10 protein-coding genes are annotated in these 12,800 nt (G+C 72.5%); 3 read left to right on the top strand and 7 right to left on the bottom strand.

Annotated elements, in window-relative coordinates:
- Positions 1-19 precede the first annotated feature (19 nt).
- Genes ABD169_RS12205 through ABD169_RS12175 form a run of 7 tightly spaced genes read right to left on the bottom strand, consistent with a single transcriptional unit; the run spans position 20 to position 9,090 of the window.
- Positions 20-1,288 carry an NAD(P)/FAD-dependent oxidoreductase gene (locus ABD169_RS12205; RefSeq protein ID WP_344032593.1) on the bottom strand — a complete coding sequence of 423 codons (1,269 nt, stop codon included), beginning with the start codon at positions 1,286-1,288 and terminating at the stop codon, positions 20-22.
- A 55-nt stretch (positions 1,289-1,343) separates the two neighbouring features.
- Entirely contained in the window at positions 1,344-2,522 is a 1,179-nt protein-coding gene (locus tag ABD169_RS12200) for a serine hydrolase (RefSeq protein WP_344032591.1), read from the bottom strand.
- Positions 2,515-3,450, bottom strand: coding sequence for a S66 peptidase family protein (locus tag ABD169_RS12195; RefSeq protein WP_046455131.1), 936 nt, complete (start codon positions 3,448-3,450; stop codon positions 2,515-2,517). The genes ABD169_RS12200 and ABD169_RS12195 overlap by 8 nt, the downstream gene beginning before the upstream one ends.
- Complete coding sequence (locus ABD169_RS12190) at positions 3,437-5,242, bottom strand: ATP-binding cassette domain-containing protein (RefSeq protein WP_344032589.1); 1,806 nt, start codon at positions 5,240-5,242, stop codon at positions 3,437-3,439. Before ABD169_RS12190 ends, ABD169_RS12195 begins: the two co-directional genes overlap by 14 nt.
- Positions 5,242-6,159 carry an ABC transporter permease gene (locus ABD169_RS12185; protein ID WP_046455130.1) on the bottom strand — a complete coding sequence of 306 codons (918 nt, stop codon included), beginning with the start codon at positions 6,157-6,159 and terminating at the stop codon, positions 5,242-5,244. The genes ABD169_RS12190 and ABD169_RS12185 overlap by 1 nt, the downstream gene beginning before the upstream one ends.
- A complete protein-coding gene (locus ABD169_RS12180) occupies positions 6,156-7,217 on the bottom strand; it encodes an ABC transporter permease (protein ID WP_344032587.1) in 1,062 nt (353 codons plus the stop codon). Before ABD169_RS12180 ends, ABD169_RS12185 begins: the two co-directional genes overlap by 4 nt.
- Before the next feature lie 4 nt (positions 7,218-7,221).
- On the bottom strand, positions 7,222-9,090 hold the full coding sequence (locus ABD169_RS12175) for an ABC transporter substrate-binding protein (protein ID WP_344032585.1): 1,869 nt from the start codon (positions 9,088-9,090) through the stop codon (positions 7,222-7,224).
- A gap of 263 nt (positions 9,091-9,353) precedes the next feature.
- Between ABD169_RS12175 and ABD169_RS12170 the strand changes: the two genes are divergently transcribed.
- The 3 genes from ABD169_RS12170 to ABD169_RS12160 are packed head-to-tail and all read left to right on the top strand — an operon-like array spanning position 9,354 to position 12,799.
- Entirely contained in the window at positions 9,354-10,688 is a 1,335-nt protein-coding gene (locus tag ABD169_RS12170) for a M20/M25/M40 family metallo-hydrolase (protein WP_344032583.1), read from the top strand.
- Positions 10,681-12,150 (top strand): serine hydrolase domain-containing protein, encoded by a 1,470-nt coding sequence (locus ABD169_RS12165; protein ID WP_344032581.1) that lies wholly within the window; start codon positions 10,681-10,683, stop codon positions 12,148-12,150. Before ABD169_RS12170 ends, ABD169_RS12165 begins: the two co-directional genes overlap by 8 nt.
- A complete protein-coding gene (locus tag ABD169_RS12160) occupies positions 12,134-12,799 on the top strand; it encodes a MurR/RpiR family transcriptional regulator (protein WP_046455127.1) in 666 nt (221 codons plus the stop codon). The genes ABD169_RS12165 and ABD169_RS12160 overlap by 17 nt, the downstream gene beginning before the upstream one ends.
- The last annotated feature ends 1 nt before the right edge of the window (position 12,800 follow it).

The raw sequence follows: 12,800 nt of genomic DNA, 5'->3' as shown, positions 1-12,800 counted from the left end.
GTGGCGGCATGTGACGCGGTCAGCGCCGAACGGTGAACGGCGCGAGGTCGAGGGGCGCGCCGTCCGCGGTCGGCTCGCGTCCGGCGACGAGGTCGGCGACGACCTCCCCCGTGACCGGGCCGAGCGAGAGTCCGTGCATGTTGTGCCCGGCGGCCACGATGGTCTCGGGGCGCCCGGGGACGATGCCGAGCAGCGGCATGCCGTCGGCGGTCATGGGTCTCGCCCCGACCCACTCGTCGGTCCGATGCTCCCAGTCGGCACCCGCGATGAGGCCGCGCGCGGCTCGCGTGAGCACTTCCAGGCGGTCCCGGTGCAGCCGTTCCGGATGCCCGTCGAACTCCATCATGCCGACGATGCGGAGCCGGTCGTGCATGGGGATCGCGACGCAGTGCCGGTCGATCGAGTGCACGAGGGTCGCGGGCATCCGTTCGACCGGCACGGTGTAGCTGTAGCCCTTGCCCGAGACGATGCCCGCCGACCGGATCCCGGATCGGCGCAGGATCGGCGTGGTCCAGGCCCCCGCCGCGATCACGACCCGGTCGCCCGAAACCCGGATCTCCGCGCCGTCCCGGTCGATGCAGACGACCTCGGCGCCGTCGCCGAGCCGGCGGGCCTCGAGCCCGAGCCGGACCTCGGCGCCGGCCGCGATCACGTGTTCGGCGAGGCTCGCCACGAAGGTCACCGGATCGAGCGAGAACTCCTCGGGCAGCAGGAACCCCGCCTCGGTCCCGGGCGCGAGAGCCGGCTCCTGCGCGCGCAGCGCTTCGCCCCGCAGGATCGGACCGGGTGCGACGCCCCAGCCCCGCGCGGCGCGGGCGCGGTACTTCTCGTGCGCCGCGATCAGTTCGTCACCGTCCGCGCAGGTCATGAGGTATCCGCTGCCGCCGCCCGAGAGGTCGACGCCGTCCGCGCCGAGACGGTGCAGCGACGGCAGGATCGCCCGCGAGAACTGCGCGAGCGCCTCGGCGCCCCGCGCCGCGCGCTTCCGCCCGGATGCGCGGAGGAATCCCAGCCCGAACCCCGCGAGCGCGGGCAGCCTGGGGATCGCGATCGACAGGTAGGAGGACCGGGTCAGGACTCCGGCGACGACATCCCGGGCGGTGTTCGGCGACGCCAGGGGCGCGACCTGCTGCGGGGTCAGCTCCCCCGCGTTGCCCGTCGCCGCGCCGGCTCCCAGATGGTCGCGTTCGACGATGGTCACCCGATGCCCGTCGCGGAGCAGGGCGTGCGCCGAGCAGAGGCCGATCAGGCCCCCGCCGACCACCACCGCGTGCTGGATCTGCTGCATGGTTCTCGTCTTCTCCGTTTCGTGTGCGATGTCGTGTCTGCGGGCGGCGCCCGGATCAGCGGCCGGTGCCGAGCAGCGCTCCGGCGGCCCGCGATTCGCGCAGGATCCGGTGCTCCACCGCGGATCCGACCGCGCGGATGGTCTCGAGCGCGGCCGAGGTCTCGAGACCGGCGGTGCAGACGGCGAGCACGCTCGGGCGCTGCTGCCCACCGTGCCGGAACCAGGCGACGTCGTGCCGGATCCCGGTCACCCAGCCGCTCTTCGATCCCCAGTCGTCGCTCTCGTCCAGCCCGTCGGCGATGACGGGGAAGCGCTGCCGCGCGAGGTGCGCCGCGAGGAGGCCGGCGGATGCCGCCGACAGCGCATCGCCGGCGACGATCGTCCGCATCACGGCGGCGAGGTCCGCCGCGCTCGCCTCGTGGGTCTCGCCCGCATCACGAGCCGCGTAGTCGCCGATGAGCCGGGTCATGCGGGCGGTGCGGGCACCGGTCGCGGCGAACGCCTCGGCCACCGCGGGGAGCCCGAGTCGCCGGACCAGCAGGTTGGTCCCCTCGTTCGACGAGACCTCGATCATGCGGGCGAGGCACTCGCCCAGGGTGACCGGAGCGCCGTCCGCGGGGAACCCGGCATCGACCTCGTCGGGGGTGAACCCGAAGTCCCCCGCTCCGGGGATCGCGCTCGGGAACCGGTGCCGGCTCACGACGGTCTCGGAGAGATCCAGCACGCCGCGATCCACCGCGAGCAGCGCGGCCACGGCGACGCCGAGCTTGATCGTGCTCGCCGCGTAGCGGACGAGCTCGGGACCGCGCTCGGCGAGGATCCCGCCGTCGGCGTCCAGCGCGCGGAAGGTGACCGCCGGTTCGCCCCGCTCCGCAGGCGCGGAACCGCCGAACAGCGCCGCCGAGATCGCGGCCGCGGCCTCGGCGGCGTCCGCGGCCGAGAACGCGCGGGCGATCACCGCCAGCCGGACCTCCTGCCCGTCGGCGACGGCGCGGGATGCGTGGAAGCGCACCCCGCCGTCGCCCCCCGTGCCCGGTTCCGCCCCGTCTCCGAGACTCGCGGCCAGAGCACGCGCGGTGAGCGTCTCGCCCGGTCTCCCGAGGGCTCCGCCGTCGAAGGGGCGATCCGCACCGCGCCCGAACACCTCGCCGTCGGCCCCGATACCGCACCAGCTCAGCACCGGCACCCCGTCGGAGTAGGGACCGTGCACGCCGGAATCCGGCCGCTCACTCAACAACGTCGATCCTCGGGTTCGCTCCCTCGGCGACGAGTCGTCCCCGCAGACCGAGCGGTACGCAGTCCACGCCGAAGCCGTGTCCGAACGGCAGCCCCCAGAGCAGCGGGATCCCGAGCGGCGCGAGCATCTCCTCCGCGATCGCACGGATCTCGGGCAGCGGCCCGCACTTCACCCAGGTGCCGAGCGCGATGCCGCGCGCGCCCGCGAAGTAGCCGGAGCGCAGGAGCGTGAGCAGGAATCCGTCGATCCGGTAGGGATCCTCGGTCACGTCCTCGAGCAGCACGATCCGCCCGTCGGCGCGCACCCGGTCGACCGGATGCGCGCCCGCGGTCATGACGAGCAGGCTGAGGTTGCCGCCCGCGAGCCGTCCCTCGACGGTGCCCGGAACGATCGGATCCGCGCCCGGAGCGGTCAGCACGCGACCCCGGGTCGGGGTGAACAGCGCCCGCTTCAGCGCGGCGACGTTGCCGGGATCGTCCATCAGGTCGCCGGTGCCGAGCATCGGAGCGAAGAGGGTCGGCGTGCCGATCTCGTGCTCCCAGTACTCGTGCAGCGCGGTGATGTCGGAGGACCCGATCAGCAGCTTGGGCCGCGCCGCGCGCAGCTCTTCGGGATCGAGCAGGTCGAGCACGCGCGCGGCACCGTACCCGCCGCGCATGCAGAACACCGCGGAGAGCGAGTCGTCGGTCCACGCCCGGCGCAGGTCCTCGGCCCGGTCGCGGTCCTCGCCCGCGAGATAGCTGCCCGCGCGCGGGTGCTTGTCGAGGGCGTGCTCGCCGATCACGGGCACGAGCCCCCAGCTCTCGAGCAGGGCCACGGCCTCGCGCAGGCGGCGCTTGGGCACCGCGCTCGAGGGCGAGACGAGCCCGACCCGGTCGCCCGGGCGCAGCGGTTCGAGCGGTACGGCGGTCTCAGCGGTCGGCACGTGCGGTCTCCTTCGGTCGTTCGGTGTCGGTGGGTTCGCTGTCGATCTGCTCGGCGCCGGCCCGGTCCGGGCCGGGATCCTCGGTCTCGCGCAGCTGCCGGGACGGCACTACCGAGAGCAGTCGACGCGTGTACTCGTGCTGCGGGTCGAGCAGCACCTGTTCGACGGTGCCGTGCTCGACGATCTCGCCGCGGTACATGACCGCGACGCGGTCGGCGATGTTCCAGGCCAGGCCGAGGTCGTGCGTGATCACGAGCGCGCCGAGTCCCAGCTCGCAGCGCAGTCGGAGCATGCGCGCGAGCACCCCCGCCCGCACCGAGGCGTCGAGGCTCGCGACCGGTTCGTCGGCGACGAGGAACTCCGGTCCGAGCGCGAGGGCGCCCGCGATCACGACGCGCTGCCGCTGGCCGCCCGAGAGCTCCTGCGGGATCGCTTCGAAGTACCGCTCGGGCGGGGTGAGCTCCGCGTCCGCCAGCGCGCGGGCGACGAGCTCCCGCTCGTCTCCGGGCATCCGGTGCAACCGGGGCCCCTCCGCGACCGCTTCGTAGACCGTCTGCTTGGGGTTCAGCGCTGCCGACGGATCCTGCAGCACGAACTGCACCCGTCTGCGGTACTCCTTCAGGTCGCGGCGCCGGGTCGGCAACGGATCGCCGCGGTAGAGCAGCTCGCCCGAACTGGGCTGTTGCAGTCCGAGCACGGTGCGGGCGAGCGTGGTCTTGCCCGAACCCGATTGGCCGACGAGCGCGATGATCTCGCCCGGGCGACAGGTGAGGTCGACGTCGCGCACGGCCGTGTGCGCCCGCGCACCGCGGCCGAACACCACGTTCAGCCCGCGGGCCGCGATCACGGCGTCCTCGAGCGGCAGCACCCGGGTCGGTGTCGCCGAGGCGCCGCCGGGCTCCGGCCGGGGACGCGATCCGGGACCGCCGGGCCCGGGCGCATCCGGCGCGGTGAAACCGGGCAGCGAGAGCCGCGACGACCAGTCGCCGATGGTGGGGAACGCGGCGGCGAGCGCCCGCGTGTGCGGGTGCCGGGGATTCGCCATCACCTCGGCCGAGGGCCCCTCCTCCACGATCTCGCCGTGCTGCATCACCGCGATGCGTTCGCAGGTCGATGCGAGCACCGAGAGGTCGTGGCTGATCATGAGGAGCGAGAGCCCGCGCTCGCGCACCATGCGGCGCAGCAGTTGCAGGATCTGATCCTGCACGATCACGTCGAGCGCCGTCGTGGGCTCGTCGGCGATGATGATCTCGGGTTCGCAGGCGAGCGCCATCGCGATCATGACGCGCTGCTTCTGCCCGCCCGAGAGCTCGTGCGGGTACGCGGCGGCCTTCGCCGCCGAGAGGTCCACCTGGCCGAGCAGCTCGGCGACGCGGGCGCGCCGGCGATCGGCGTCTCGGTACGCGGCGCGGTCGCCGCTCGCGTGCAGCCGCAGCGCCTCGCCGATCTGGTCGCCGACGCGCTGCACCGGGTTGAGCGAGTGCATCGCCCCCTGGAACACGATCGCCGCCTCCGTCCAGCGCACCGCGCGCAGTCGGCCCCAGCGCATGTCGGCGACGGACTCGTCGCCGATCAGGATGCGGCCCTCGATGCGGGCGTTGGCCGGCAGCAGGCGCAGCACGCTCATGGCGAGCGTCGACTTGCCGCAGCCGGACTCGCCGGCGAGGCCGACGGTGGATCCGGGCTCGAGCGCGAGGCTCACGCCGCGCACGGCCTCCACCGTGCCGCGGCCGCCGCGGTCGTCGTGCGTCGTGTAGCTGATCCGGACGTCTTCGAAAACGAGCTGGGGCATCATCGACCTCGCAGGGTGGGATTGATCACGGACTCGAAGGCGCGGCCCACCAGGGTGAAGGCGAGCACCACGACGGCGATCGCGATGCCGGGCGGCAGCACGTACCACCAGTACCCGCCGGTCGCGGCGCCGGTGTCGAGCGAGAGCTTGAGCATGGAGCCCCACGAGATCGTGCTGGGATCGCCGAGCCCGAGAAACGACAGCGTCGACTCCGAGATGATCGCCGAACCGACCGTGAGGGTCGTATTCGCGAGCACGAGCGGCAGCACGGCGGGCAGCACGTGGCGGCGCAGCACGTGCCCGTCGCCGGCGCCGAGCGCCCAGGCCCGCTCGATGTAGCCGCGCGACTCGACGGTGAGGGTCTGCGCGCGCACGAGCCGGGAGGTGGCCGCCCACGAGGTGACGCCGATCGCGACGATGATCGTGACGACGCCCGGCCCGAGCACGCTCGACAGCACGATCGCGAGCACGAGCGAGGGCACGACCAGGAAGAAGTCGATCACGCGCATGAGGACCGCCTGGGTCGCGCCGCCGAAGTGCCCGGCGGCCATGCCCATCGCCGTGCCGATGACCATCGAGACGAGGGTCGCGGCGAAGCCGACGAGGAGCGAGGCGCGAGCGCCCCAGACGAGCAGGGCGAGCACGCTGCGGCCGAGCGGGTCGGTGCCGAGCGGCAGCGCCCACGTGGGCGGCTGGTTCGGCGCATTCGAGATCCGGGTGACGTCGAGCGTCTCCGCGGGGAACAGCAGCGGGGCCGCGAGCGCGAACGCGATCACGACGACGAGGACGGCGAGCCCGAACAGGCCGGAGCGCTGGGCGCGGAATTCGCGCCAGACCTCGGCGGCGCGGGCGCGCCTGCGGGATGCGGCGACGCCGCGGGCGGTGAGCGGCGTGGAGAGCCGTGGTGATGCGGTCATGCGGTGCGCAGCCTCGGGTCGAGCGACCGGTACAGCAGGTCGGCGATGAAGTTCATCAGGATGACGATCGCGGAGAAGACCACGAAGGTGCCCTGCAGAACGGGGAAGTCGGGCGCGCGGAGCGCCTGGAAGGTGAGGTAGCCGAGGCCGGGCCACGAGTAGACGGCCTCGACCGTCACCGCGCCGCCGATCAGCCCGCCGAGCGCGAGGAAGATGAGGGTCACGGTCGGCAGCAGCGCGTTCGGCACCGCGTGGCGCCGACGCACCCCGTCCTCGTTGAGCCCCTTGGCCCGGGCGGTCACGAGGTAGTCGGAGGTCATCTCCTCGAGCAGCGAGGCGCGCATCACCAGCAGGTACTGCGCGTAGATCACCGCTGCGAGCGTGAGCACGGGCAGCACCAGGTGGTGCGCGACGTCGAGCACGAGCGCGAGGCCCGTCGCGCCGGATCCGACCGAGACCATGCCGCCCGTCGGGAACCAGTGCAGCGTGCCCGCGAATACGAGCAGCAGCAGGAGCCCGAGCCAGAAGGTGGGCACCGACCAGAGGGTCAGCGCGGTGCCCGTCTGCGCGCGGTCGAAGAGGGATCCGCGCCGCCAGGCGGCGCGCTGCCCGAGCCACAGCCCGAGCAGCACCGAGATCGCGAACGCGGTGCCGGTGAGCAGCAGCGTCGGGAGCAGGCGCTCGCCGATGAGCTCCGAGACGGGCTGGTTGTAGGTGTACGAGTACCCGAGGTCGCCGCGGAAGAGGTCGGTCAGGTACCGCCAGAACTGCGCCATGAGCGGCTGATCGAGTCCCATCTCGATGCGCATCGCATCGAGCTGCTCGGGGCTGACCCGGCGGCCGCGGGCGAGCGAGCGGACGGGATCGCCGGGCAGGATCCGGAACGCGAAGAAGCCGAGCACGACGACCATCACGAGCGAGACGAGGGCTCCCCCGGCCTTCGTCGCGGCGAAGCGCAGCCAGCTGCCGCCGCGGTGCGGCTCGTCGGTGTCCGGTGCGGGCGCGGGTTCCCCGGCGGGGCCCGTGCGGGCCCCGCCGGTCAGGACGACATCGGTCATGGTCCTACTCCCGATCGTCCGAGGCCGCGGAGCGTCGTCGGAGCACGAGGAATCCGCCCGCGGCGAGCACGACGACGGCCCCGCCGACGATCCACCAGACGGCCCCGCCGTCGGAACCGGCTCCGTCGCCCGCGTCCGCCGACACCGGCGTCGCCGAGTACAGGCCCCACGGGCCGTTCTGCGCCAGGATCACGCCGGTCTTCGCCGGCTGCTTCTGGATATCGGTGAAGCGATCGGAGCGGTAGGCCTGGAACGCGTCGCCGTAGTACATGACGTTGTTGACGGCCGCCCCGTAGATCGTCTGCTGCAGCTCGGTCACCATCGCGGCGCGCTTCTCGGGATCGAGCTCCGAGTGCTGCTTCGCGTAGAGCGCGTCGAACTCGGGCGAGCACCAGTTCGACTCGCTCGTCGCCCCGGATCCGTCGGCGTTCGGTCGCGATTTGCAGGTGTTGAGCGACATCATGAAGTCGGGGTCCGGCCCCATCGTCCACCCGGTGAAATACAGGTCGTAGCGCCCCATCACCGACTCGTCGTTGACCTGCGCGGCCGAGAGCATCGTGGTCGTGATGTCGATCCCGATGTCCTTCATCCAGGGCTTCAGGAAGTCGGCGACCTGCTGGTGGCTCGCGCTCGAGGCGTCCCCCATCAGCCGGAGCTTGATCGGCTTGCCGGTCTTGTCGAGCCGGATGCCGTCGGCCCCCTTCCGATACCCGGCCTCGTCGAGCATGCGGTTGGCCTCGGCCTGGTCGAAGGCCAGCGGCAGCTTCTCGGGCGCCACGTCCCAGTGGTACTTCGGATAGATCGGGGGCACCTCGCCCGTGCCCGGAGCCCCGTGCCCCTGGAACACCTTCTTGCGCAGCGTCTCGTTGTCGATCCCCCGCACGATGGCCTGTCGCACCACGGGATCGTGCAGCACCGGGTTGCCGTCGCCCAGCGGTTTGCCGTCGATGTCCTTCGCGCCGGGGTTGATCGCGATCGAGGAGTAGCCGCGCCCCGCGCCCGAGACCGTGGTGATGCCGGAGGCTCCCTTGAGGGCGTCGAACTGGGCGACGGTGAGATCGCTCATCATGTCGATCTCGCCGGTCTTGAGCGCCTGCACCGCGGCGTCAGAGTTCTTGTACGGCACCCAGGCGACGCCGCCCGACTTCGCCTCGCCGCGGCGGTAGTGCGGGTTCGGGATCATCTCGACCCCGTTGGTCTTCGACGACGCGGAGACCGTGAACGGGCCCGAGCCGACGACGTCCGTGTCGTTCGCGAAGCCGGCGGGATCGGAGATCTTCGACCAGACGTGCTTCGGCACGATCGGCAGATCGGTCCCCGGGTTCGCGGCCTGCGGGGAGCGCATGCGCATCACGACGGTCGTGGCATCGGGCGCCTCGATCGACGCGATGTTCTCGACGAGCGACCCGTTCGCCATCTTCAGGGCGTTGTTCTTCTGGATCGCCTGCACGGTCCAGACGACGTCGTCCGCGACGATCGGCTGCCCGTCCGACCACTTCCCGTCCTTCGGCAGGTGGAAGGTCCACTCGGTGGCGTCGGCGCTCGATTCCCATTTCTCGGCCATGCCGGGCGACTCGGTGTTGTCGTCGGCGCTCCACTCGACGAGCGGCTCGTACTGCAGCCGCATGATCTCGAGGCTCGTCCAGAGCACCGAGAGGAACGGGTTGAGGGTGTCGACGTCGCCCAGCAGCGCGACGCGGATGACCGGGGGCTTCGCCGCCGCCCCGGCCGGGGCGGCGCCCGCACCGGCCGGGGCGGCGCCCGCACCGGCGGCCGCTCCGCCAAGGGCGAGCGCGCAGGCTCCCGTCAGGGCGAGCGCGCGCCGCCGCCAGGCGACCATGGGCCGCACCTTCTGCTCCCGTTGTGCCCGCATCGAACCACTCCTTCGTGTTTACGTTTCTCAAATGTGAGAACTGGCATCGGATGTGCTGCGGTTCAAACGAGATCAGATCCTCATTGATCCGCATGATCAAGCCGAAACTTTGCACGTTTCGCACTTGCCACCGTCAAGCTATCCGTGAATGATAGGAATCGCAAGATGCATTTTCGGTACGGATTGCGCTGCGCCAGGTGCGCGGATCGCCCCGCGTCGGAAACAATGGAGGCCGGGCCTCCGTGAGCCAGAGCAGGAGCAAGATGTCCAGACCGGAAACCGCCTCGAAGATGAGCGCCGCCGAGCTGTGCGCCCGATTGATCCGTTTCGACACCTCCAACTACGGCGAGGGCCGCAGCGCGGGCGAGGCCGACCTCGCCGCCTGGCTCGTGGGCGCGCTCGAACGGGCGGGCTACGCGCCGCAGCTGGTCGGGCCGTCACCCGCCCGCGCCTCGGTGGTGCTCCGCGTGCCGGGCACCGATCCCACGCTCCCCGCGATGCTCGTGCACGCCCACACCGACGTGGTGCCCGTCGAGCCTTCGCAGTGGACCGTGCCCGCCTTCGCCGGCCGCATCTCCGACGGCTACGTGTGGGGCCGCGGGGCGACCGACATGAAGGACATGGTCGCGATGACACTCGCCACGCTGCTGAGCTGGGCGAAGACCGGCACCCGCCCGCGGCGCGACATCGTGGTGCTGTTCGTCGCGGACGAGGAATCGGGCGGCGAGCACGGCGCGCTCTGGCTCGTGCGGAACCGGCCCGAGCTGTTCGCCGGTGTGCAGTTCGCGATCGGCGAGTCCGGCGGCGATGCGACGGAGCTCGTCGCCGCGGACGGCCGCACCGTGCGCTGCTACCCCATCGCGACCGGTGAGCGCGGCACCCTGCACCTGCGGCTGCGGGCGAGCGGCGATCCCGGGCACGCATCACGCCCCCACCCCGGGCACGCGCTCGAGCGCCTGATCGCCGCGTGCCACCGCATCAACACCCATGAGTGGCCACTCCGGCTCACCGACACCGTGCGCGGCTACATCGAAACGATCGACCGAGCGCTCGGCAACGAGCCCGAGCTCGACACCGAGGCCGGCGTGCTCGCCGCGATCGACCGCCTGGGCCCCGCGGGCGAGGTCGCGGCCGCGACGATCCGCTGCACCGCGACCACGACCGTCATGAACGCCGGCATGACCGTGAACGTGATCCCCGGCAACGCCGAGGCCCTGGTCGACGTGCGGTGCCTCCCCGGCACTGAGGACGAAGCCGTCGAGACGCTGCGCGGACTCATCGGCGACGGCATCGCCTGGGAGTTCGTCGACCGGCAGTCCCCCGTCAGCGCCCCGCATCCGTCGCCCTGGTTCGATGCGATGCGCGACGCGATCATCGCCCACGATCCGGACGCGGTCGTGCCTCCCGTCTGCATGGGCGGTGGGACCGACGCGAAGGCGTTCGCCGCGCTCGGCATCGCGGGCTACGGCTTCGCCCCGCTCACGGCGGATCCCGAGGGGCGCAGGCCCGCGGGCACGCACGGCGCCGACGAGCGCACGCCCGTCGCATCCATCGACGGCGGCCAGCGGATCCTCGAGGAGTTCCTGACCCGTGTCTGATTCCCTGCTGACCCGGCCCTCGGCCGAGGCGCGTACGAACGGGACGGATGCCGACGCGCTGCTCACCGATCTTGCGGCATCCCGGGTCCGCTCCGGCTCCACGCCGGCGATCGCGCTCTCGGCGCGCATCGGCGGCCGGGACGCGTTCGCCGCGTCCGGCGATCGCGGCGACGGGCTCCCTCCCGACGCCGGCACGGTGTTCCGCATCGCCTCGGTCACCAAGTCGTTCACCGCGGCTCGTGCGCTGCAGCTGCGCGACGCCGGCGCGCTCGATCTCGATCGCCCGGTCGCCGATCTCCTGCCCGCTGCGGTGTTCCGTCCGGCCGGATCGGGCGCGCGGATCACTCCGCGCATGCTGCTCACCATGTCGGCGGGACTCCCCACCGACGACGCCTGGGCGGACCGCCTCGAGTCCATGACCGCGTCCGAGTTCGATGCGCTGCTCGCGGCGGGGATCCGGCTCGTGCGCGAACCGGGAACCGGCTTCGAGTACGCGAATCTCGGGTGGGCGATGCTCGGCCGAATCCTCGAGCACCTCGACGGGCGCCCGCTGCCGCGGCAGGTCGAAGCCGAGATCCTCGACCCGCTGGGGCTCACCGGCGTGCGCTTCACCGCGCCGACCGGCAGGCCGCTCGCGACCGGTCATGCGCGACGGGCGGCCGGGTGGGAGGCGCAGCCGCTGACCGGGCCGGGCGCGTTCTCGGCCATCGGCGGAATCTTCGCATCGACCGCCGATCTGCTCGACTGGGCCGCTTGGCTGGCGAGCGCGTTCTCGCACCCCGACGACGATCGCGTTCTCGCCGCCGCGAGCCGCCGCGAGATGCAGCAGCTGCACCGGACGCTCCCGCCCGAGCCGTCCGCCCCGTCCACCGCCGTCGTCGTCGGCTACGGCTACGGCCTGTTCGTCGAGCTGGTGTCCAAACTCGGCCGGGTCGTCTCGCACTCCGGCGGGTACCCCGGATTCTCGGCGCACCTGCGCTGGGGGCTCGATCGCGAGGTCATCGTGTGCGGCCTCGAGAACGGCGGCTACTCGGGAGCCTGGGAACCGACCGGCGAGGCCTTCTCGCGCTTGGCTGCGCAGTGCCCCGAGCCGCGCGTGCGTCCGTGGGCCGAGACCGAGGCCGCCGTGGCGCTGACTCGGACCCTCGCCGAACGGACCGACGACGACGCACGCTGGTCGAGCGCGGAGCGGGACGCTTTCGCCCCGTGCGTCGCCCTCGATCTGCCGATCGCCGAACGCCGCGCCGCGCTCCTTCGGGTACGCGACGAGCTCGGCCCCGGGGCGCGCCTCGCCCCCGAGGGGATCCGCTACCCGACCGCGGCGAGCGCCCGCTGGCGTATGATCGGGCGCGATCGGCAGTGCGACTTCGTGCTGGAACTGACACCGACGGATCCGCCGCTGATCCAGCGATTCGATGCGAGGCCCGCGGGCCGTGAGGAGGACCATGCCGAAGCCCGCTGAGCACGCACCGCAGCCCAGGCGCCGGTCCTCCGCACTGAAGTCGCGGATCCTGCAGGCGGAACGCGCGGCGCTCGAGAGCGCGGTCGAGGCGTTCGAATCCGACCCCTCGTTCGAGCGCGCCTCCGCGCTCGTCGCGGGCAGTCGTCGGCGCTTCGTGCTCGGCCGGGGCGCCTCTCAGGGCTACGCGGCGACGCTCGCGAGCGCGCTCGGCGCGAGCTTCAGCCAGGTGATGCTGGCGGCTCCCCCCAGCCTGGAAGCGCTCGACCTGCTCTCCGATGTGCGCACGGGAGACGCGCTCATCGCGGTGTGCACGCGCCCCTACCGACGGGACACGGTCGAGATCGCGCGGCAGTACGTCGCCGCCGGCGGCACCGTCGTGCTGCTGACGGACAGTTCCGACTCGCCGCTCAGCGCCTTCGCCGCCGAGCAGGTGGTCGTCGACACCGAGGACCGCGAGCTCGGCGACACCTCGTCGGGGATCCTGCTCGCGATCCGTCTGCTCGTCGACCTGGCGGCCGCGAGCTCCAAGGGAGCCGCGCGGCGCGCCCAGGAACGGGAACGCCTCGGCGCGGTCCTCGACCTGTACGCCCCCGAGCAGCGCTGGGACGGACGGGTCGCGGATCCGCGCCTCGGCGGCAGCGTGGTCTGAC

Source organism: Leucobacter iarius (assembly GCF_039530105.1).
Classification (GTDB): Bacteria; Actinomycetota; Actinomycetes; order Actinomycetales; family Microbacteriaceae; genus Leucobacter; species Leucobacter iarius.
This window is presented reverse-complemented; position numbering and strand designations above follow the sequence as displayed.